This window comes from Onishia taeanensis, assembly GCF_013349955.1.
Taxonomy (GTDB): domain Bacteria; phylum Pseudomonadota; class Gammaproteobacteria; order Pseudomonadales; family Halomonadaceae; genus Onishia; species Onishia taeanensis_B.
The window spans coordinates 1-21,633 of the sequence record NZ_JABVXC010000003.1 but is presented as its reverse complement, the minus strand read 5'-3'; the positions used below and the strand labels follow the sequence as shown (position 1 = coordinate 21,633).

The following is a 21,633-nucleotide window of genomic DNA, read 5'->3' as shown; positions in this document are numbered from 1 at the left end:
TCGACCGATGAACCGAAAAGGCAGTCAATGCGAGTGGAAACGCGTCCAGATAGCCTCTGGCAGCGGCTGATATGGCCGGTGCTATGGCCTCTGTTGCTGGCCGAAGCATCACTGGTGACGCTGTGCGCCGTGGCCTGGGTCATGATATGGCGGACATCGCTTGCGGTGCAAAGCACGTCGCTTGCACTGGCTGTGTTGATGCTGGTGCTGCTGGTCGGCACCGGGCTGATCGTCAGCATTTTCCTCGTCATGGTTCGTCATCGTCTGCAGCGCTGGGAAACTCACCTCGGCGTGCCCTACGAGCGTCTCGAAAGGCTCTTGCGCGAAGTCCAGAAGGAACTGCCCAGTTGGCTAAAGCCTAAGCGCGCTCACCTGGGAGGTGCTCAGATGGGCAGTCCCGTGACGCGTTTGGAATCCCTGCTCGACAGCCTTGATACCTTGTTGAGTCGACTGACCGAACGTCCTCAGCTCGAGCAGATGCTGGCAGGCTTGTCGATGCCGGCCTTCATGATGCGCAATGATGTGTTGGTGGATGCCAATACCGCCTTTGAGCAACTGATGGGCTGCAGCAAGGCAGACCTCAAGGGGTTGAGCGCTCAGTGCATGCTTCGCTGCGAAGCCCCCGCTGCCGAGTGGGCCAAGGTGCGGTTGCATGATAGCAAGGGCGGCTGGCATGGGCTGCGCATGCTGTCATTACGCGATCGTCATGACCATGAACTCTGCATCCTCGACTCGGTGGACAGTGTGCCGGATTATTCCGGTCAGTTGGTCCAGGCCCGCGATCGCGCGCGAGAAGACTCGCGACTCAAGTCGACTTACATGACCTTGCTGCAGCGTGAGCTCGAGCCCTTGGTCCAGGAACTCAGCCAGTATTTCACCGACGATGCCGCCCCTCCGGGGCAGGAGCGCTTGCGTGAACGCTTGGCCGATATTACCGCCTTGGTCACAAGCCTTTCGGAACCGATGCCGGAGTTGCTGGGTCAACCTTCTGTGCTCGCTGAAAAAAGCGACAAGGTGCCGTATTGGCCCAAGGTGCTGGTCGTCGATGACGGTCCGGTCAATAGCATGCTGGCGCGTAATGTTCTCGAAGCCGAGGGCTTCGACGTCGATGTGGCCGAGAGCGGCGAAGAGGCGCTGAAACTCGCCGCAGAACAGTTCTACGACCTGGTGTTCATGGATATTTACATGCCTACGCTCGATGGCTTGGAGACCAGTCGCCGCTGGCGAGCGCGGGAGACATTACGTGAGACCGAAAGCGGTGAGGGTGAGCGAAGCGTGTTGATTGCCCTGACCGCTAACGCTAGCAAGGCCGATTGCGAGAACTTCAGGTCCGCCGGCATGGACGATCATTTGGCCAAGCCCTATCGTCCTCAGGCGCTGATCAAGATGATCTGGCGCTGGTTGCCGGGGCTGGGTCGCGCCTCTGGCTGAGGTGGCCGCTCACTTTCCGCACTTTTTCACACATCTCATTACTTCAATACATCTGGATACAAGATGCTGAATTACCCCGCGATCGATCCGGTAGCCATTGCCCTTGGTCCTTTCAAGGTTCACTGGTACGGCCTCATGTATGTGATCGGCTTTGTTGCCGCCTGGTGGCTAGGCCGTCGTCGCGCCAGCCGGGTAGGTCTCTCTGGCGATGATGTGGGGGATCTGATTTTCTATGCCGCCATCGGCGTCGTTGTGGGTGGCCGGCTGGGGTATGCCTTCTTCTATGGTCTCGACCGCCTGCTCGCCGATCCGTTATGGCTGTTTCAGGTCTGGGATGGCGGCATGAGCTTCCACGGCGGGCTGCTTGGCGTGCTCGTGGCGGCATTGCTGTTTGCTCGCAAGCATCGATTGGCCTTTTTCCAGTTGACCGATTTCGTGGCACCGCTGGTACCGATCGGCCTGGGCGCTGGGCGGATCGGGAACTTCATCAATACCGAGCTCCCCGGCCGGTTGACCGACCTGCCATGGGGGATGCCTTTTCCCGGCATGGGGCCGGCCCCTCGTCACCCCTCGTCTCTCTACGAAGCCGTTCTCGAGGGGGCGGTGCTGTTCGCCATTCTGTGGTGGGTGTCCGCGACCCCGCGGCGTCGCGGACTGGTGTCGGGACTCTTCCTGGTCTGCTATGGCGGTTTCCGCTTCTTGATTGAGTTCGTGCGCCTGCCTGACCCACAGCTGGGCTTCATCGCCTGGAACTGGCTGACCATGGGCATGTTATTGTCGCTGCCAATGATTCTGGCCGGTGGTTTGCTGATGCTTTGGTCACGCCATCGCCCGGTGGATGATGCCCGCCGCACTGATCCGGCGCGGGCCTGAGCAGCGTTCGCCTGACGGGTACTCATCTGCCCAGGAGCTCTATCCTGGCGAAGTCGCTGGCCTGAAGGGTTGGCGGCGGATTCACTGGCTCAGTACACTACGCCTTTTTGTCACAACCTTTGGCGATACCGTGATGTCAGACGACACGCATGAAGCGGCTCTTCAGACCGAGCCGAATGATCAAGCCTGCGGCGCCACGGCGCTCGAGCAACCCTACCTGGATTTGATGCGCCATGTGCTCGAACATGGCGCTATCAAGCATGATCGCACCGGTGTCGGCACCAGGAGCGTCTTCGGCCATCAGATGCGTTTCGACCTGGCCCGTGGCTTCCCGCTGCTGACTACCAAGAAGCTGCACCTGCGCTCGATCATTCATGAGCTTTTGTGGTTCCTGGCCGGCGACACCAACATCGCCTATCTGAAAGAAAACGGCGTACGGATCTGGGACGAATGGGCCGACGAGAACGGCGACCTGGGCCCGGTCTATGGCTATCAATGGCGCAGCTGGCCGCATCCCCAGGGCGGCCACGTCGATCAGGTCGCCAAGGTGATCGAGCAGATCAAGCACAACCCGGACTCGCGTCGCCTGATCGTTTCTGCGTGGAACCCGGCGCTGGTCGACGAGATGGCTCTGCCGCCCTGCCATGCGCTCTTCCAGTTTTATGTCAGTAACGGTCGCCTGTCCTGCCAGCTCTATCAGCGCAGTGCCGATATTTTCCTGGGTGTCCCCTTCAATATCGCCAGCTATGCCCTGCTAACGCAGATGATGGCTCAGGTCTGCGGCCTCGCACCGGGGGAGTTCGTGCATACGCTGGGGGATGCCCACCTGTATTCGAATCACCTGGAACAGGCCGAGCTGCAGCTGTCCCGGCCGCCCTTGGCCGCCCCCTCGCTTTGGCTCAACCCCGAGATCGATGACCTCTTCGCCTTCCGCTTCGAGGACATCCGCATCGATGGCTATGAGGCCCACCCCCATATCAAGGCCAAGGTGGCGGTATGAGCGATACGACCATGCGTGATGCCCAAGAGGCGATAGCATCTATCGAGACCGTGGTGCCGGTGGCGATGATCGCGGCCATGTCCCGTAACCGGGTGATCGGGGTCGATAACCAGCTTCCCTGGTACCTGCCCGAGGATCTCAAGTTCTTCAAGGCCATGACCCAGGGCAAGCCACTTGTGATGGGCCGCAAGACCTTCGAGTCGATCGGCCGCCCACTGCCGGGGCGGCGCAATATCGTGGTTACCCGCGACCCGAGCTTTGAACACCCGGGTGTGAGTGTCTGTCATGACCTGGCCAGCGCTCTGGATCTCGCCGATCAGCAGGCGATGATCGACGGCGTCGAGGAAATCATGGTGATGGGCGGCGCCCAGATCTATGCTCAGGCCTTGCCTCTCGCCAGCCGGCTCTACCTCACCGAAGTCGACATCATCCTTGAAGGAGATGCCTTCTTTCCCGAGTTCGAAGGGCCGTGCTGGCGGCGGGAGCAGGCTGTCGACGGCACACCGGTGCAAGGGCAGCCGGCCTATGCTTTCTGCGAGTATCGGCGCGTCTAGCGTTGCCGGTCAGCGTCAGAATCCGTCGGCGGAAGGCAGGGATGGCAGCGCCGTCGATTAAGGACTCGCCGGTTAAGGGCTGGTCGAGGGCTTGCCGGCGGGCGGAGAGTGTCTCGAATCGCCGTTTGGCCATGCACCGTTTGTCAGAAAGGTCAGGGTGGCACACACTTGCCTAGGGTGGCTTGAGTAAATGCCGGGCCGGGCTTTCCGGCCCGCGTTCGAGCGGTCAGCATACGGCCTGTTCGGCCGGGACAAGTGGACTGGCCAACTATCGTCAGCCGCGCATGGAGGGGCATGCCTTGAACAATGAACGTACCGCCACCTTGCTGGCGACGCTTGAAGCCTGCGCCACAGCGCAGGTCGATGAGTTGGTGAGAGCGCGAGGGCAGGTGGCGGCGCTCCAGGAGCAAAATCACCGGCTCGAGGCTCGCAATCGTGAGCTCGAACGCTACAGCCATGAGCTTGAGCGGCAGAGCCATGAGCTTGAGCGGCAGAGCCATGAGCTTGAGCGGCAGAGCCATGAGCTCGAGCAGCAGCACCACGAGCTGGCCCTTAAACACCAGGAACTTGAAGCCAAGTGCCGCGAACTCGAAGAAAAATTCGCGCGCGCGCCGCATACCGCCGATGGCCATGCGCACCCCCGTAGCCAGGGGTTGGCGGCCTTGCTGGCCCATCGCACTCGGCCCGTTGCTCATGATGCGTCATCGTCAACTCCGCACACTCAAAGCACATCAGATCGGTCTACTTCGTCTGACGATGACCCTGATGCCGCCGCCATGACGCCTCCAGGGCAAGAACCATCAGCGGAAGAAGCCGCAGCGCAAGAATCTGTAACGCCCGCAGCGCACGAACCTGTATCGAAAGCACCTACAGCGAAAGCACCTGCAGCGAAAGAAACCGGGTCGTCTGCCCCGGCCTCTGATGTGCAAGCCAGTGATGGAAACGCTCAGGCCTCGCTGCCGATTGGGGAAGCCCCATCTCCCCAGGCGCTCCTGAACCAATGGTACCGTCGCTATCCGGATGCCTTTTTCAAAGGGCATACCCGGCCGCTGAGGGTGGGTATTCACGAGGACTTGCTGGCCCGCGAACCCTGGCCAGAGAAGCTGGTGCGCCGCGCGCTGGCCTGCTATGTGCACCTGCCCCGGTACCTGAAAGCGGTGCGTGAGCATGCCGAACGGGTTGGGCTAGATGGCGAGGTCGAAGGCCCGGTCACCGAAGGTGAGGCTCGCTATGCGCGCAAGAAACTCGAAGAGCTGCGCGCCCAGCAGCAGCTAGAGCGTTCGGGCAAGGCAACTTCTCCTGACGGCAAACCGAGGGCTGATAGGAAGAGTGCCGACAACAAGCAGGCCAGTAGTAAAAACCGCAAGCGGGCAGAGCGACAAACAGGGCGGCAGGACGGCGCGGGTCCGGGCAGTGCGCGGGCCAATGATGGGGCCTCTGAGCATCGGTCTGCCGGCGCGCACAAGGCGCAGCCGGCCTCATCTGCTGTTGCCGACCCATCATCAGAGGCGCCCGCCGAACGCCTGGAACGCAAGCTCGGGGCGCTGCTTGCCAAGCACTCCTCGCGCTGAGGTCCCGCGAAAGAGTCCCGCGAAACAGTTCCACGAAAGAGTCCCGCTAGAGAGTCCCGCGAAAAATCGATAAAGCGTTGATGATCACGGCTTTGCGTCGACGCAACGACCATGGATGATGGGCGCCGCTGATCGTCATCGCATTGTCACACCGGCATGCCACCCTCGTGCCGCTGCATGACTCGTGAAGCGACAGCAGTGAGTAGAAAGCGTTCCATATGCATCGTGCATCGAGATTAAAAACAGTGTTTTTTCTTGTTGCACTCCGGAAAATCCCGGTATATGGTTTGCCTGCGAGCATTGGATTATAACAAGGCCAATATCGGATAGACGCTTGGGTTTGAGCAGTATGCCCGGGCGGGAAAAACCGAAAGGCCGGCTGCATCAAGCAGCATTCACGATCGAAACCTGAAGCTAGTCATACAAAGGACTTATCGCGATGAAAAAGACACTCTTAGCGACTGCTATCGCCGGCGCCATGGTAGTTTCCGCCTCTGCCTCCGCTGCTACCGTCTACAACCAGGACGGCACCAAGCTGGATATCTACGGCAACATCCAGATGGTTTACGCCAGTGTCAAGGATGCTAACGGCGACTCTCGTGACCAAATCGGCGATAACGGTACTACCTTCGGCTTCGCCGCTGAGCACGCCATCACCAGCGACGTGACCGGTTACCTGAAGCTCGAGTTCGACGACATCCAAGCTGATGAGATGAAGACCGACATCGATGATGACGAGTCTGGTGACCAGGCCTATGTCGGTGTCAAGGGCTCCTTCGGTGACGTGCGTCTCGGCTCCTACGATCAGCTGATCGACGACTGGATTCAGGACCCGATCACCAACAACGAATATTTCGACGTTTCAGATTCCACAACCGAAGGTGGTGTGGGTAGTGCTCGCGAGACTGACAAGGTGACTTACACCTCGCCGTCCTTCGGTGGCCTGCAGTTCGCCGTTGGTAGCCAGTACAAGGGTGACGCTGAAGACGAGAACCTCAGCGATTCCGGCGAAGCCTCCTTCTTCGGCGGTGCCAAGTACACCGTTGGCGCCTTCTCCCTCGCCGCTGTCTACGACAACCTGGATACCTTCGACGTTACCACTACCCCGGAAACCGATTTCGGTGACCAGTACGGTGTGACCGCTCAGTACACCGTAGGCTCGCTGCGCCTCTCTGCCAAGTACGAGCAGTTTGAAGACGGCAGCGCCGCTGAAGATGACATCGACTTCGCCGCTCTGGGTGCGCGCTACGGCTACGGCATGGGCGACGTCTACGGTGCCGTGCAGGAAGTCAGCTACGACGCCAGCAACGTTGATGACCGCACCGAAGTCGTTGTGGGTGGCACCTACAACATCTCCAGCGCCATGTATACCTACATCGAAGTCGCTTCCGACGATCGTGAAAACGACGAAGGCGACGGCGTTGCTACCGGTATCACCTACCTGTTCTAAGCCTTTCGCTTTCGGGGTTTGACCCCGCAGCCTCAGGCTTATATAACGAAAGCCGGCCCCCTGGGCCGGCTTTTTTCGTCTTGATGAGAGGTCCCATGAAACAGCCCATTGTCAGCGGGGTGCTGGTTGCCCTTGGCCTTACGCTGATCAGCAGTGTCAGCCTGGCCAGTGCCGTCGAAGATCGCTTTCGTGAGGAAGGCAAAGCGATGGATTTGACCGGCTTCCTGCAGCCGGAGAATGACGCTCGCAGCCAGAGCTTCAACTACGATGGCGTGCACGAGCATGCCTTTACGGTCGATACGGCCGGTGACTACCTGTTCAAAAGCGATGTGCCCGGCGGTCAGTCGGAAGACTACCGGGTCAAGGCGAGGCTGCTGGATAGTGATGGGGGCGTGATCGCCCGCGGCGATGCCCTGGGTCAGAACGGCGGCCTGGAAATGCGCCAGCGCCTCGAGCCCGGCGACTATGTGCTGAGAGTCGAGGGGCAGAAGTATGGTTCCAAGGGCTCGCGGGGCAACAGCTTTTTCGTCACCGTGACGGGCTTCGACGATCAGGGCAAGCGTACCGATGTGCTGGATGATGGTGGCACGGTTACGACAAGCGTCGATCGCGATGGCAACCGTAGCGCCTTCGTTAATGATGATGATGCGGTGGCTGCTCTGGCGGCACCGGCCGCGACTACCGCTAGCCAGTCGAGCCAACCGAGCCAACCGAGCCAACCGAGCCAACCCGAGGCGCCGGACGCTTCCGCAACGCCTGAAACCGCATCACAGCCGGCTGCGCCTGCCACAGCGACGCAGGCACAAACCTTTCAGACCATCGTGACCGACGTGAAGATTCGTGCCCGCGGCGAGGTACTGTCGTTCGAAGTCCAGAAACCCGGTGCCGTGGCGATCACCACTTCGACCTATCCGACCGGCTATGAAGGCACCTACCGGATCGAGCTCGAGGTACGGGATGAGGCCGGCAAGGTCGTGATGCGAGATGCCGGTGAAGGCTTCGATGGCGATGTCGATCTTGAAACACGCCTCGAGCCCGGCAAGTACCGTATCTGGGTCAATGGCCAGAAATTTGGCTCGGCAATGACGGGCGTCAACAACTATGAGCTGCGCGTCAAGCAACTCGACTGAGGCGCGTTATTGCGTGCTTGTCTGCTTTTCTGGCATCGAGGCAGACAGAGCGCCTGGGTAAACGCCAGGGTGGCAGAGAAAGGCCTGCCAGGATGGCAGGCTCTTCTCTGGCTGGAAGGCTCTTCTCTGGATGGGAGGCAGGCCGCAGATCTGCTGGCCTGACGGTCGGCCTCAGGAGTCGCTGTCTTCCTCGTCGAGCATCATTTGGATCAAGGCTTCAAGCTCCTTCACCTGGGTTTCCAGCGCCTCGACCCTGGACGCCTCTGATGTGGCGGTCTGTTCGCTAATTTTCGCCATGCGTTCCTCGATGGCGGCAGAATCCATCGCCAGGGCCGACCCCGCAAGCAACAATGATGCCATCAGTCCTGTCGTCAGTCTGGTCAGGTTCATCGATGTCTTCATCTCGCACCTCGCCTGTAGTCACCCCTTGTCGCCGTGCTGTATAGCCAGGCCTTATCGCCACTCGATGGGGTGAGGTAGTGGAAGCCAAGCGTTGTCCGCGTCGGAGCGGCTTAGAAACAGCTTCTGGCTTTGGCTTCAAGATCCCTTTATGGGTCCTGTGTATTGGTAGAAGACGGGGGAGATTCCTTACATCTCTTGCGGGGTCAACGATGCTGGGCTCAGGTGTTTTTTCAATACGTCTCTGCACATCAGGAGTGGCGGTAAATGTATGTGTTGTATGGTGTTATTGATCGAGGCTGGTGGATGTCAGGCAATAGGCGCCATCGTGCATCCAAACAAGAGTCAATTTTGCTCGGTTTCCTTAGCATAATAGATGGCGACGCTAAGAATATTAAATGATCCTTGTCATGATAAAATGTAAGGGTATTAAGTCATGAGTTATTAGGGTTTTCAGCATGATGCGAATTCTGAGCACGCTTCATTCCCGCCTCATGCTGTGGATCGGCATCGGTTGGAGTGTATTGGTCGTCGCGACGCTGGCGTTTACCTACCTGACGGGCAGCGAGCTGATTCGTCAGGCCAATATCAGCCACCTCAACTATGAAGCCGGGCTGATCGCCCGTCAGGTCGATCGCTCGATTGAGCAACGCATTGAAGCACTTGAACGCCTTGCCGATGGCATCAGTCCGCGGCTTGCGAGCGCATCTGGCGAAGCCCTGATCACGAGCCCCCCGCTGCTTGCCCTGTTTGATCGCCTGGCGCTTGTCTCCCAAGAGGGCAAGGTCACCGCCAGTTATCCTCGTTTGGAACGCTTGAATGGGGTCGATGTCACGGATCGCGACTACTTTCGGTTTGCTCGTGCCGTGGTGAGGCCCTATGTCAGCGATCCGCTGTTAAGTAAAGCGTCTGGCAAGCCGTTCGTGATGGTGACAGTGCCACTCGCGGATGAGCGGGGAGGCTTTGCTGGCCAATTGGTTGGGGCGGTGAATGTCGAGACCAGCAGTTTCTTCGATAGCCTCAGGCGTATTCGTATCGGCAATGATGGCTTCGCCTCTCTGATCAGCTCTTCCGGCATCTTGCTTTCGCACCCTGATAACCGCTTGGTCATGCAGCAGGCTGACAGTAACGGTAACGACAGTCTGCGTGAACAAGCCTTGCTGGGATGGCAGGGAGCCGGCCAGGGCAAGCTGGCCGATGGTACCGAGGCCCTGCGAGCTTATGCGCAGGCCTGGAGTGCGGGTTGGGTCGTCCAGGTCACCCGACCGATGTCTCAGGTGCAGGCGCCCATTGGGCTGCTGGTGGAGAAACTATGGTGGGTTGGCCTGGTGACCATCGTGCTGATGCTACCGCTCCTGTGGTGGCTGCTGAAGCTGGCACTGGGATCGCTGCATCGTCTGGAACATCAAATCAGTCAGGTGGCTGCGGGTGAGCGTAAGCGGGTGGATATTCACTCACGGATGAGCGAGCTGAGCCAGTTGGCCACGACATTTAACCGCCTTCAACGCCAGACAGAAGAGGCGACGGCCAGCCTTCATGAGCGCCAGGCTTTCCTTGATGCGGTGCTGGCGTCATCGCCGGTGGGTATGTTCGTGGCGTCACCCGATGGCGAGGTGGACTACATGAATCCCGCGCTGGCTGAGTTGACTGGCTACCAGGGTGATGATCTCCATAGTAAAGATTGGATGCAGCATATTCATCCCGAAGACCGCGATGACTTCGTTGACCTGTGGCGCGCGGCCATGCGGCATGGTCGCGATTTCCTGCGCCAGGTGCGTTATTTGCGGGCTAGTGGCGAGGTGCTCTGGCTTGAGGTGCACACTGGGCAAGTCATGAAATGGCAAGCGTTGCTGGGTCATGTTGGGACGGTCAAGGACATTACGCTGCGCCGCGAACAAGAGGCGTTGCAACGCTGGGAGGCCGAGCACGACCCGCTGACAGGCCTGCTCAATCGTCGAGGCTTCGAGCGTCGCCTTGAAGAGGCCTTTATCGAATGGCAGCAGCGAGACCAGCAGTCCGTCTTGATGATTTTCGACCTGGATCACTTCAAGCCGATCAATGACGAGGGTGGCCATGCGTTGGGCGATGAGATGCTGCGAGCCATTGCCGGCGGGATTGCGCCGCTGGTGCGCAAGAATGATTATGTGGCCCGCCAAGGGGGGGATGAATTTGCGATTCTCATGCCCAGCTGCACTCTTGCGCAGGCGCGAACGGTGTCAAGACGACTGCTGGAAACGGTGGCAGACCTGAGCGTATCGGCGGAGGGTAAAGCCTATCGTGTCACCTTGAGCCTGGGCGCTGCTTGCTTTTTCGTCACTGATACGACTATCGATGAGATCCTGGCGCGTGCCGATGACGCTAGCTATCAGGCCAAGCGGAAGGGGCGTAACCGGACCATTGAGAGCGTTGTGCCTGTCTGATTGGCCAAGTGGAGTTCAATTGCGTGGAATTCAAGTGAATGGCTGGGTTAAATAGCTGGGTTGAATCGTCGGGTTGAATGCAATAATCGAGATGGATACCGCATCACCTGCCGTACCGATCATCACGGCCACCCCGTCGTTGAGTGTGTTCATGACATTGATGGCGGCGAGACGCCAGCATTTATGATCTAGAACGAAGACGGTCAACGCTGGGTTCACTGCAAGCAATGCCAACGAGGCAATGACTGCGATCTGTGAGGCGCATGTTATGCCAGCGGCAAAGAGACTAGCCCCTGCCATTTGGCCGGGGCTTTTGCTCATGGTGTCCATTGGGTGTCCGCTGATCGCCCGTGCTGCATGGTGCGCGGTGACAGGGGAAAACGTGGCAATCATGCGGGCGTCATGGCGCCCCCTGAAGGATTCGAACCTTCGACCTATCCCTTAGGAGGGGATTGCTCTATCCAGCTGAGCTAAGGGGGCTTTGGCAGGAGCCGTATTATAAGCGCCTGATGGCACGAGATAAACCCGTATCTTGTGGTTCATAGCTTACGCAGCGGATAACGGGGCGACGCCGTTTCGCATAAGTAACTTTCATGTAACTCGTCAAGAGGCATCGGCTTGCCAATCAGATAGCCTTGGGCCATGTCGCAGCCCAATTCCCGGATGCTGGTCAGTTGGGATTCGGTTTCGATGCCTTCGGCGAGTACCTCGCGTTGCATGGCGTGCCCCATAGCCACAATTCCACTGATGTACTGGCGTTGAGCTGGGCGCGTATCCACGTGCTTCACTGCGCTGTGATCGATTTTGATGGTATGCAGAGGCAATTGGCTGGCGTAGGTGATCGAAGAAATGCCGGAGCCGAAGTCGTCCAGGGCAATGTGTGCGCTTTGATTGCGCGCTTCGTTCAGCAGGCTGCATGCCAGGTCCAGATCATGGAAGTGCGTGGATTCGAGCACTTCGGCAATCAGGAAGGGGGCGCTGAGATCATATCGGTGGCGGGTGGCGGTTAGCGCTTCAATGAAAGCGCCTGTTTCTATCTGGTCCTGGCTCAGGTTGACCCCAATCAAGGCATGATAGCCTTGGCGACGCAGCAGGTCGGCCATCTGGCCTGCTTGGTCGATCAGCCAGCGTCCGAAAGGCAAGCTCATCGATGAATGGATGATAGTGTCGATGAAGTGCTGAGGGCCAAGAACCCCCTTTTCGGGATGACGCCAGCGCGCCAGGGCTTCGAAGCTGATGACCTCATTGGTCGCCAGAGAGAGAACGGGCTGGAAAAAAAGCTCGATTTCGCCTCGGTCGAAGGCGGCCTTGATGCGCATGTGCGCGTCTTCGGCCATTGATTCGGTGAGGCGAGAATCGGCCACGGCGATGCAGTTCTTGCCTTGCTGCTTGGCCTCATACATGGCGGCATCGGCGGCGTCCAGCAGTGCCGAGCTGGTGGTGTCATGAGTGGTGGTAAAGGCGATGCCCACCGACGCCGAGACCGTCACCAGCTCACCGTTGTCTAGTGCGAAGGGCTGGACAATATCATCGAGGACCTTCTTGGCGACCTTGCGCGCTTTTTCGGCCGTACCGAGACCGTTCAGTGCAATCACGAATTCGTCACCGCCGAAGCGAGCCGTCAGGTCGTTGGCGCGCATCAGGCGCTTGAGTCGACGGCTGATCTCCACCAGCAGTTCGTCACCGCTGGCATGGCCAAAGCGGTCGTTGATCGGCTTGAAGTCATCGAGATCGAGAAACAGCACGGCAATGCCCGTTTGGGTGAACTCCAGGCTCTCGAGCTGGCGCTCCAGCAAGATATTGAAATGGCCTCGATTGAATAACCCCGTCAGCGTGTCGTAGCTTGCCATGCGCTCCAGGCGTGCTTGATTCAGGCGACGCTGAGTAATATCGCGGAACACGCCGATATAGTTGATGATCTCACCATGATCATTGCGAATGGCCGAAATGGTGGTGTTCTCGATCAACTGGCTGCCGTCCTTGCGCGTATTCCAGATGTCGCCCGTCCAGAAGCCTCGCTCTTCGACGGCGGCGAACATGCTCTGGTAGAAGCCAGAGTCGTGCTTGCCCGACGACAGCAAATTGGGACGCTTGCCCAATACCTCTTCCTGTTTATAACCGGTCAGGCGAGTGAAGGCGGGGTTGGTATCGATGATTCGTTTGCTGGCATCAGTGACCAGAATGCCGTCATGAGTGTTGCGGAAGACGGCCTGAGTCAGTTCCAGCTGCTTCCAGGCCCGCTCACGCTCACTGACATCGCGCTGAAGCCCCACCAGCAAGCGGCGGCCAGATCCGGTATGTATGGTCGAAAGACTGAGCTCGTTCCAGAACTCTGAGTTATCTCTGCGCCTGTTTTTCAGCGTCAGCGTGATCGGGGTGCCTTGTTCAATGGCGACGCCTAGCTGCTTGATCGCTTCCGGATCGGTATCTGGGGCTTGCAGAAAACGGCAGGAGTGGCCGATCACATCGTCGCGACGGTACCCGGTCAGGCATTCGAAAGCTTCGTTGACGTAAATCAAGGGGTTACCATGCAGGTCGCCGTCGGCCACTGAAATTGCCAGGCTAGGAGAATCCAGTAGTTTGGTCAGTTGGTCGGGCAGGGTGGCAAGCTGAGTCAATGGTGTTGTTCCCGGCGTAGGAAAGCGTATCGCACCGTTGCGCTTGGCGCAGGCGATCGGTAATTAATGATTGTTAGCTAATTAAAAGATATGAGGTTTTTGGTTATAATTAATGATAACCGGAATCATATCGTATCCCGTACACGTCGACCATGTATGTCCATGAGGGCAATGAGTCAGTGGGCGTTTCCAGCTAGAATGGCCGTTTGATTCCTTCTTGCCCGGAGCCTTGATGGTCGCCAACTACTCCCCTCATCCCCCGGCGGCGTATTTGTCCGCGAATGGCGATCGCTACTTTGACGGTTTGGCCGATAAGTTCGCTGCAGGGCTCTATGGCAGCGTGCGGGGCGATATTCGCCTCGCCGTGCTCGATCACCTGCTACCACGTCATCTCGAGCTCGCTGGCCAACCGGTACTGGATGTGGGCGGAGGACTTGGCCAGATGTCGCGCTGGTTCGATCAGCGCAGACATCCGGTAACGCTGCTCGAGCCGTCCGGAGAGATGCTGGCACGCGCTCGGCAAGCACTGGCCGACACTCAGGTCGAGCTGACTCAGGCCCCGTTGCAGGCCCTTTCCGAGCGAGCGCCGGGACCCTGGCAGTTGATCGTCTGTCATGCCGTGCTTGAGTGGCTGTCCGACCCGCGTGATGCTCTCATGCGACTGACGGAGGCACTTGCCCCTGGCGGCCAACTGTCGTTGATGGTCTTCAATCGTGATGCCCTGCGGCTCTCCAACGTGGTCAAGGGGAATCTCGACAAGGTGTTGGCGGATCGCCTCGCCGGCACCGGCCAGCGACAGCGCCTCACACCGATCTCGCCATTGACGCATGATCAGATCGAGACCTGGGCCAGCGAAGCGGGGCTCGACATCCAGGCTCGCGCCGGCGTGCGTGTCTTCCATGATTACCTGACGACGCGCGATTTAGCGCCTGAGGCCCTGGATAAACTGGTGGAACTCGAGCGGCGCTACTGCGACGCAGAACCCCACTGGCGACTGGGGCGCTACCTGCTGTATACCCTGGCTCGGCCGACCGCTGACGTCGACAGCACGTCAGCTGCCTCCTCTTCATTACCCTTTTCATCCCACCCTTCATCACCCCAGGGAGCCTGACAGATGCCCGCTGAGACTGCTGTTTGCCAGCTGCTGGAGCGCCAAGCCATGGACTACCGTGACTGGCTGTGGGTGGCGCCCCCCCGGGATAGGTGGCTGGAAGGCGGAGAGGGGCGTCTGCTGTCTGCCGATCACGGTGTCGTAGCAGCCTGGCGTAAAGCCGGCAAGGTGGCGTTATCGGCCTTACAGGAGACCCTGGGCACACCGCCCGGGGCCGTGCTGTTTTGGCCCAAAAGCCATGCGCTGGGGGAATGGTGGCTACTCAGGCTTTGCCAGTCCCTGCCGGCCGGAACGCCCTTACAGGTTGTGGGCGAAAACAATGGGGGGATCAAGCGTGTCCTCAAGGTGCTGGCGTCTCTGGGGCTTGGCTGTCGCAAGCGCGACAGCGCTCGCCGCTGCACCCTGTTTGAAACGCGCTTGGAGCCGGTGGGCATCGACCCGGACTTGGCCTGGACGTGTTTCGAGGCGGAGGGGCTGACGCTTGCCAGCCACCCGGGCGTGTTTGGTCATGGCAAGCTCGATGATGGCACCCGGCTGCTGCTCGAGACCTTGCCGGGGATACTGCCGGCTATTGATGCCGGGGCCAAGGATGAGCGTGAGGGCGAGTGGGCAGGGTCGGTACTCGACGTGGGCTGTGGCGATGGCATCCTGGCGGCCTGGTTGGCGCGTCGCGGTGCAGCGGTCACGGCGGTGGACGTCAACGCCTTCGCAGTAGAAGCCGCCCGTCGCACTCTTGCTGCCAATCAGTTGGACGGGCAGGCGCTTGAAAGCGATGTATACTCTCGGCTCGAGGGTCGGCGCTTCGATGCCATCGTCAGTAACCCGCCGTTTCACCAGGAGCGGACCATCGACTATGGCCCGGCGGCACGGCTAATCCGCGAGGCGCCAGCGCACCTAGCTCCCGGCGGGCAGCTGGTGCTGGTTGCCAATGCCTTTCTGCCTTATCCGGACCTGCTGGAAGCGGCATTCGGCGGCTTCCGGGTCCTCGCCGATGACCGGCGGTTCCGGGTTTATCTGGCGAAAAAATCGGCGGGTCGTCTGTAGCAGGTTGCTCGCGCCTCGTGAGGAGGGGAGGTCTGCCGGGTCGCCCTAACTCGCCGGAGGAGTGCGGTACTGAATCCCGGTAATCACATAGGTGGTTCGCCCAGCGGGGGCGGCGACCGTCGCTTCCTCGTCCAGCGATTTACCGAGCAGTGCCTTGGCCAGCGGCGCGTCGACGCTGATCCAGCGAAGATCGCTGCGGGTTTCGTCGTGGCCGACGATGCGAATCTCGAGCTCCTCGCCGTCTTCATCCTCGAGGGTGACGAAGGCCCCGAAATAGATCTTGCCGGTATCCGCCGGCAGGCGGTCCACCACCTGCAGCTCATCCAGTCGCTTGGTCAGATAGCGGATACGCGCGATAACGCGGTTCAACTCCTTCTTGTTGTAGGTGTAGTCGGCGTTCTCGCTGCGGTCGCCGAGCGCCGCCGCCTCACCGACCTTGGCCGAAAGGGCTGGGCGCTTGACCCGGGACAGATGATCGAGGATACCCTTCAGCCGAGCATGGCCCTCAGCGGTGATCAACTGGCTCTTGGGTTCTTGGCGCGGATCCTTGGCGGGGTCCCGCCAGCGCGTCATGTTGCGGCCCTTCATGGCATGGCTCTCTTCAGGTCTATCTTCAGGTCTGGCTTCAGCTGTCTCTTCATCTTTTTCTCCATTGCTCGCTACTCTGCTCGCTATCGTTCATAGCGCCCATAAGGAGGCTGTCGGCTGCCCTAACCATGACATTTCGATGCGCGTCTCGTTAAGCACAGGCCTCGTTCATCTTAGGCCCAGGGTCAGACAATGCCATGCCAGGAGCGCGACTACGACGCAAGTCGAGCAGGCATAAAATCAAACGTTCGTTAGAATGCAGTGAAGACAATACCTCCTGCCATCTGCTCGTTTGAGGACGTTCGCCATGCTAGCTCTGTCTTCTCGCTTTACCGCCCTGGTGCTGTGTGGCTGTCTGGCAGCACCGCTGCTTGCCCAGGCCGATGTTGGCACTCAAGGCCAGGCGGCAGCCAATGGTACAAGTACCCAGGCATCCCAAACCGACACTGAAGTGGCTGGCGCTGCCTGGAAAGCCGGCTTGAGCGCATTGGTAGAACGCTTCGAGCGTGTCAGTACCGAACTGCCCGATGACGAGCAGGCCAAGGCCCTCGAGGACCTGGCCGCCGAAGCCCGAGTGCTGAGTGAGCGCTACCCTAACCAGGCCGAGCCGCTGGTATGGCAGGGCATCATCTATGCATCCCAGGCTCGCGCCGAGAGCGGCCTTTCAGCACTGGGGCTTGCCAAGGAAGCCCGGGCGGTGCTCGAACGCGCCGTTGCGCTGGACCCAGATGGGCTCCAGGGCTCGGCCTATGTGACGCTGGGAGCGCTCTATGATCGGGCGCCGGGCTGGCCGCTGGCCTTTGGCGATGACGCCACCGCCGAGCGCATGTTCCAGCGCGCAGTGGCGATTCGCCCCCAGGGCATCGACGTGCACTTCTACTATGCCACTTTCCTGCAAGAGGAGGGACGCATGGATGACGCCCGCACGCATCTCGAGCAAGCCATCAAGGGTCAGATCAGACCGGCGCGTGCCGCAACGGACGCGGCCCTCCGAGAAGAGGCAAGTCGTCGGCTAGCTAAGCTGGGATGACCAGCGGGGATAAATAAAAAGAGCCTGGAGAAATTCTCTCGACAAGATGTCTTTCCAAGGGAGATACGGCCTGCATCCAGGGCATGACCTAGGCAACAAGATGCAGACGTCATCGCAGGCGAGACGCGGTGCCAGTGGCTGCGCTACTCTTGGTGCCCATGATGCCGACTGATGACCTAACCTCTTTGCCTGATGTACTCGCCGGCCCGCTGCTGCGTCGCTTAAGCCCCGAGCGGCTGGTGCTGTGGCTGGTGGGCAGTCGTGCGCTGCCCCTCGAGCTCGTGCTGATCCCGTCGGACGCTAGCGAAGGGCGGCGGCTGGCGCTCGATGAATCGCACTGTCGCTGCCTGCCGGTGGGACGCCATGCCGTCGTGCACCTGATCGATGTGACGCTCGAGACGCCTCTGCCACAGGACGTGCGTATCGATTACGACCTGGTGATTCGTGATGCCCCGGACAACGCCCGGAGCATCGCCGACTGGGCGCCGCATCTGTGCTATCACGGTGCCGCATTGCCCGGCTTCGTGATCGCTTCCCGGATCGGACAGCTGCTGCACGGTTCCTGTCGCAAGCCTCACCATCCCGGCGGCGACGGTCTGGTGCGCGCCGATGAGTGGCTGGGCGAGCGCTGGGAAGAGGCCGACGAGCGGCCGGCCTGGCTGTTGATGACCGGCGACCAGATATATGCCGACGATGTCGCGGGCCCCATGCTCGCCGCCATTCATGCGCTGATCGCGCGCCTGGGGCTGGTCGACGAGACCCTTGAAGGCGCCGAGGTGAAAAACAGTCCTGATCTTTATGCCTCGCCCAAGGGCTACTATGCCCGCGAAGCGCTGCTGCCCGACGTTTACGCTACCGAGGCCCTGCGAGAGCGCTTCTTTGGTGGGGTGCGCAAGCCGGTCTTTACCACCGCCCATGCGCACAATCATTTGATCACCTTCGCGGAAATGCTGGCCATGTACCTGCTGGCCTGGTCGCCGGTGCCCTGGCGGTTGATCACGCCGGCCGTGCCAGCCCTCGAGGAAGATAACCGCAACCAGTACGACCAGGAAGCGGTGGTGATCGAGGCGTTCGTGGCCGATTTGCCGTCGGTGGCACGGGTAATGGCCAATGTGCCGACCCTGATGATCTTCGACGATCATGATGTCACCGATGATTGGAACCTTACGGCGGCCTGGGAAGAGAGCGCTTACGGCCATGACTTCTCGCGGCGCATCATCGGCAATGCGCTGCTGGCTTATTTGCTCTGCCAGGGTTGGGGAAATGACCCGGACCGGATGGCGACGCCACTCGATGACCTGGCCAATCTGCTGGCTAGGGCCGCGACGCCAAGCGACGCCCAGGATGCAAGACCGGCGGCAGCCTCAGCGGAAATACCGGCAAGCGCCAGCGGCTGGCTGGAGGCCGCGTCTCAGGATGCGGTCATCGCGCGCTTGCTGCGCTTCGAGGGCTGGGAGGTAATCGTCCCCGGCACGCCCAAACTGCTGATGCTCGACACCCGCACTCGGCGCTGGCGCAGCGAGGTGCGTCGCCATCGCCCCTCGGGACTGATGGACTGGGAAGCCCTGTGCGATCTGCAGCAGGAACTGCTCGATGAGCCTTCGGTGCTGATCGTGTCGCCGGCGCCGATGTTCGGTGTCAAGCTGATCGAGGCCGTGCAGAAGCTCTTCGCGCTGGCCGGCAAGCCACTACTGGTGGATGCCGAGAACTGGATGGCCCATCGCGGGGCGGCCAGCGTCATGCTCAACATCTTTCGTCATTCGCGCACGCCGGGTAACTACGTGATTCTTTCCGGCGACGTGCACTATTCCTTCGCCTACGATATCGAAGTGCGACACCGTCACAGTGGGCCACAGCTTTGGCAGATCACCTCGAGCGGGCTGAAGAACACCTTCCCCGATACGCTGCTCGACTGGTTCGACCGCCTGAATCGCTGGCTATATGCGCCGCGCTCGCCGCTCAACCGACTCACCAAGCGTCGTGCGCTGCGGATTCGTCCTCGCGACCCTGACCGGGCCAAAGCCGGCGAGCGGCTGTGGAACGGCGCCGGCATTGGCCTGGTTCGCCTCGATGACCAGGGGCGTCCCCAAGAGGTCCGCCAGCTCGATGCCCGCGGCTTCGACGTGTGCTTTCCGCCTCGCGACGAGCGCTGAATGGCGTCGCTGACCTTATCGCCAAGGTTGGCAGGGCGTGGCCGGGTCAGGATAATGGCGTCTTTGATTTCGACTCGGAGGCCTAATGGGCGAGCATCATGACCCGACTGCCGAGCTTGACCCGCCGCGCTTCGGCCCGGTCGATGTCGAGCGTCTGGAAGACGAATGCCTCTACCAGGGCTTCTTTCGCCTCGAACGCCGGCGCCTTCGCCATCGGCACTTCGAGGGCGGTTGGAGCGATGAGGTGGTGCGCGAGGTGCACGTGCGCTTCGATGCTGTGGGGGTGCTGCTTTACGATGTCGAACGCGATGTGGTGGTGCTGGTTGAGCAGATCCGCGCGGGCGCCCTGGACGATGCGGTCAGCCCCTGGAAGCTGGAACCCGTGGCGGGGCTGATCAAGCCTGGGGAAAGCCCGGCCGAGGTGGCCAGGCGCGAAGCCATCGAGGAGGCCAACTGCCCGATCGATGAGCTGATCGAACTACACAGTTATTACCCGAGCCCCGGGGCCTGCAATGAGCGCGTCACCCTGTTCTGTGGCCTAGTGGATAGTGCTGGGCTTGGGGGTGTGCATGGGCTCGATGAGGAGCACGAGGATATTCAGGTGCATGTGATACCGTATCTGAAGGCTTGGGAACTGCTCGATGCCGGCCGACTCGACAACGCCATGTGCCTGATCGCCTTCCATTGGTTGGCGCGCGAGCGGGCCTCACTGCGCGCACGGAGGTAACCCTGTGGCCAGAACCGCTTATGTCACCGATCTGAAGACCCTGCAGGGCGAGTGCAGCGCCAACTACCTGAGACTCAGCCGCCTGCTGGGCGAGCTGGGTGCCGGTGAGCGACGCGAGGTCGCCCTGTCCGGTCGCGAGCAGCGTTTTGGCACCCTGCACCTCGAGGTGCTCGAGTGCGCTCCCTACACCACCATCGTGCGTGTCAGCCAGTCCGGGGTGCTCGATGCCGTTATCGACCCTCCCTGCATGCGGGTTCACCTCTACCATGACGTGCGCATGGCTGAAGTCACCGATTTTCAGCGTCAGCGTCATTTCCATGGCCGCTATCGCTACCCTAACGCGCGTATGCACCAGCCCGATGAAAAGCTCCAGCTCAACCGCTTCCTTGGCGAATGGCTCGAGCATGGCATGGCGCATGGTCACTCTCTGGACGCTACGGTGCTGCGCTGATGCGGCTGGTTCAGGTCACCGATACCCACCTGCACGCCGACCCCCAGGCGCGCTCGCGCACCGGCTTTCCGCTGCGCCAGCTGCATGCGGTGCTCGAGCATGCTAAAGCAAAGCGCCCGGACGTACTCCTGGTGACCGGTGACATCAGCCAGGATGAAACCCTCAAGTCCTATGCGCATGCCCAGGAGGCCTTCGCGTCCTTGGGCTGCCCCTGGTTCTGGTTGCCCGGCAACCATGACCAGCCTGAGTTGATGGCCGAGCATCGCGAGCTCAATGGTGAGGTCGATCTGGGCCACTGGCGCCTGTTGCTGCTCGATACTCGCGTCAACGGTCAGCCCCATGGTGAGCTTGGCCAGGCCAAGCTTCAGGCGCTGGCCGAACATCTCGAGGGCGATGAGCGCCCGACCATGCTGGTGATGCACCATCCGCCGGTGGCCATCGGCTCGGCCTGGATGGATGCCATCGGCCTTCACGATCGCGAGGCGTTATGGCAGACCCTGGCCGCCTATGGCCAGGTGCGGGCCATCCTCTGTGGCCATATTCACCAGGCCTTTGCCAGTCGCGAGTCGCTGGCCGAGGGTGAAGTGGCCGTATTCGGCTGCCCGTCCACGACCGATCAGTTTCTGGGCGGCTCGCCGCATTTCGCCGTCGACGAGGCCTCTCGTCCCGGCTATCGAGTGGTCGATTTCCACGGTGATGAGCTGACCACCTGGATCGAACGGGTCGACTTGTAGGCCTCACTGCCTCGCGTTATGTCCTCGCATCACCGCTGAACGAAGCGCCTAGGCCAGGGCTGGGTCACTTCGTGTGGATCTCTTTATAGCGAATGAAGCTTAAAAGATAGTTCTTCATTCTTTGACGTTATCAGCGTCGCCTCGTTACCCTAGCGCTATTACGCTGCCGCGAGTCCGCCACAAGCGGAGCTTTACCGGCCGTTCGTCTGCCATCAATAGAGCCCGAAACGCCGATGACTGAGTTAACCCCCGAACGCCAGACCCATCTGAAGCAACTCGAAGCCGAGTCGATTCATATCATCCGTGAGGTGGCCGCCGAGTTCGCCAACCCGGTCATGCTCTATTCGAT

20 protein-coding genes, 1 tRNA gene and 1 pseudogene are annotated in these 21,633 nt (G+C 60.4%); 16 read left to right on the top strand and 6 right to left on the bottom strand.

Annotation, left to right across the window (positions count from 1 at the left end):
* Positions 1–27: 27 nt before the first annotated feature.
* The 4 genes from HUS66_RS04880 to HUS66_RS04865 all read left to right on the top strand — a co-directional run bounded on the left by HUS66_RS04880 (position 28) and on the right by HUS66_RS04865 (position 3,858).
* Positions 28–1,431 (top strand): response regulator, encoded by a 1,404-nt coding sequence (locus HUS66_RS04880; RefSeq protein WP_175069841.1) that lies wholly within the window; start codon positions 28–30, stop codon positions 1,429–1,431.
* Positions 1,432–1,494: 63 nt separating this feature from the next.
* A complete protein-coding gene (gene lgt / locus HUS66_RS04875; RefSeq protein WP_175069840.1) occupies positions 1,495–2,304 on the top strand; it encodes a prolipoprotein diacylglyceryl transferase in 810 nt (269 codons plus the stop codon).
* Between the two features lie 226 nt (positions 2,305–2,530).
* On the top strand, positions 2,531–3,304 hold the full coding sequence (locus HUS66_RS04870) for a thymidylate synthase (protein ID WP_254628721.1): 774 nt from the start codon (positions 2,531–2,533) through the stop codon (positions 3,302–3,304).
* The gene (locus HUS66_RS04865) at positions 3,301–3,858 is read left to right on the top strand and encodes a dihydrofolate reductase (protein WP_254628695.1); all 558 of its coding nucleotides are present in this window, start codon (positions 3,301–3,303) and stop codon (positions 3,856–3,858) included. Before HUS66_RS04870 ends, HUS66_RS04865 begins: the two co-directional genes overlap by 4 nt.
* A 152-nt stretch (positions 3,859–4,010) precedes the next feature.
* Here HUS66_RS04865 and HUS66_RS04860 read toward each other — a convergent pair whose 3' ends face one another.
* Positions 4,011–4,553 (bottom strand): hypothetical protein, encoded by a 543-nt coding sequence (locus HUS66_RS04860; RefSeq protein WP_175069824.1) that lies wholly within the window; start codon positions 4,551–4,553, stop codon positions 4,011–4,013.
* A gap of 228 nt (positions 4,554–4,781) precedes the next feature.
* On the opposite strand from HUS66_RS04860, the gene HUS66_RS04855 reads away from it, so the two are divergent.
* From HUS66_RS04855 to HUS66_RS04845, 3 genes are all read left to right on the top strand, one after another.
* The gene (locus HUS66_RS04855; protein WP_282848169.1) at positions 4,782–5,429 is read left to right on the top strand and encodes a ProQ/FINO family protein; all 648 of its coding nucleotides are present in this window, start codon (positions 4,782–4,784) and stop codon (positions 5,427–5,429) included.
* A gap of 439 nt (positions 5,430–5,868) precedes the next feature.
* The gene (locus tag HUS66_RS04850) at positions 5,869–6,879 is read left to right on the top strand and encodes a porin (protein ID WP_175069838.1); all 1,011 of its coding nucleotides are present in this window, start codon (positions 5,869–5,871) and stop codon (positions 6,877–6,879) included.
* A gap of 95 nt (positions 6,880–6,974) precedes the next feature.
* Complete coding sequence (locus HUS66_RS04845) at positions 6,975–8,009, top strand: hypothetical protein (RefSeq protein ID WP_175069837.1); 1,035 nt, start codon at positions 6,975–6,977, stop codon at positions 8,007–8,009.
* 171 nt (positions 8,010–8,180) lie between these two features.
* Here the strand turns inward: HUS66_RS04845 and HUS66_RS04840 are convergent, their stop codons facing one another.
* Positions 8,181–8,399: a hypothetical protein gene (locus HUS66_RS04840; RefSeq protein WP_175069836.1), complete on the bottom strand. Its 219-nt coding sequence runs from the start codon at positions 8,397–8,399 to the stop codon at positions 8,181–8,183.
* Between the two features lie 467 nt (positions 8,400–8,866).
* Here HUS66_RS04840 and HUS66_RS04835 point away from each other — a divergent pair, with 467 nt between their 5' ends.
* Positions 8,867–10,828, top strand: a complete 1,962-nt coding sequence (locus tag HUS66_RS04835; protein WP_175069835.1) for a diguanylate cyclase domain-containing protein — start codon at positions 8,867–8,869, stop codon at positions 10,826–10,828.
* Between the two features lie 30 nt (positions 10,829–10,858).
* Here HUS66_RS04835 and HUS66_RS04830 read toward each other — a convergent pair whose 3' ends face one another.
* The 3 genes from HUS66_RS04830 to HUS66_RS04820 form a co-directional block, all read right to left on the bottom strand.
* Positions 10,859–11,221: a hypothetical protein gene (locus HUS66_RS04830; protein WP_175069834.1), complete on the bottom strand. Its 363-nt coding sequence runs from the start codon at positions 11,219–11,221 to the stop codon at positions 10,859–10,861.
* 10 nt (positions 11,222–11,231) lie between these two features.
* Positions 11,232–11,308 (bottom strand) — tRNA-Arg (locus HUS66_RS04825).
* Positions 11,309–11,367: 59 nt separating this feature from the next.
* Complete coding sequence (locus HUS66_RS04820) at positions 11,368–13,446, bottom strand: putative bifunctional diguanylate cyclase/phosphodiesterase (RefSeq protein ID WP_175069833.1); 2,079 nt, start codon at positions 13,444–13,446, stop codon at positions 11,368–11,370.
* A 232-nt stretch (positions 13,447–13,678) separates the two neighbouring features.
* Here HUS66_RS04820 and HUS66_RS04815 point away from each other — a divergent pair, with 232 nt between their 5' ends.
* Both HUS66_RS04815 and HUS66_RS04810 read left to right on the top strand, forming a co-directional pair.
* On the top strand, positions 13,679–14,557 hold the full coding sequence (locus tag HUS66_RS04815) for a methyltransferase domain-containing protein (RefSeq protein WP_175069832.1): 879 nt from the start codon (positions 13,679–13,681) through the stop codon (positions 14,555–14,557).
* Positions 14,558–14,560: 3 nt separating this feature from the next.
* A complete protein-coding gene (locus tag HUS66_RS04810) occupies positions 14,561–15,601 on the top strand; it encodes a methyltransferase (protein ID WP_175069831.1) in 1,041 nt (346 codons plus the stop codon).
* Between the two features lie 45 nt (positions 15,602–15,646).
* On the opposite strand, the gene greB is transcribed toward HUS66_RS04810, so the two are convergent.
* Positions 15,647–16,189, bottom strand: coding sequence for a transcription elongation factor GreB (gene greB, locus HUS66_RS04805; protein ID WP_175069830.1), 543 nt, complete (start codon positions 16,187–16,189; stop codon positions 15,647–15,649).
* A 307-nt stretch (positions 16,190–16,496) separates the two neighbouring features.
* Between greB and HUS66_RS04800 the strand changes: the two genes are divergently transcribed.
* The 6 genes and pseudogenes from HUS66_RS04800 to HUS66_RS04775 form a co-directional block, all read left to right on the top strand.
* Positions 16,497–17,219 (top strand): tetratricopeptide repeat protein, encoded by a 723-nt coding sequence (locus HUS66_RS04800; RefSeq protein ID WP_175069829.1) that lies wholly within the window; start codon positions 16,497–16,499, stop codon positions 17,217–17,219.
* A gap of 158 nt (positions 17,220–17,377) precedes the next feature.
* Entirely contained in the window at positions 17,378–19,372 is a 1,995-nt protein-coding gene (locus HUS66_RS04795; protein ID WP_175069828.1) for an alkaline phosphatase family protein, read from the top strand.
* A gap of 85 nt (positions 19,373–19,457) precedes the next feature.
* On the top strand, positions 19,458–20,099 hold the full coding sequence (locus tag HUS66_RS04790; protein ID WP_175069827.1) for an NUDIX domain-containing protein: 642 nt from the start codon (positions 19,458–19,460) through the stop codon (positions 20,097–20,099).
* 4 nt (positions 20,100–20,103) lie between these two features.
* Positions 20,104–20,550 (top strand): DUF1249 domain-containing protein, encoded by a 447-nt coding sequence (locus HUS66_RS04785; protein ID WP_175069826.1) that lies wholly within the window; start codon positions 20,104–20,106, stop codon positions 20,548–20,550.
* Entirely contained in the window at positions 20,550–21,284 is a 735-nt protein-coding gene (locus HUS66_RS04780) for a phosphodiesterase (RefSeq protein WP_175069825.1), read from the top strand. The genes HUS66_RS04785 and HUS66_RS04780 overlap by 1 nt, the downstream gene beginning before the upstream one ends.
* A 233-nt stretch (positions 21,285–21,517) precedes the next feature.
* Positions 21,518–21,633, top strand: a pseudogene (locus tag HUS66_RS04775) (sulfate adenylyltransferase subunit CysD); the annotation flags it as partial.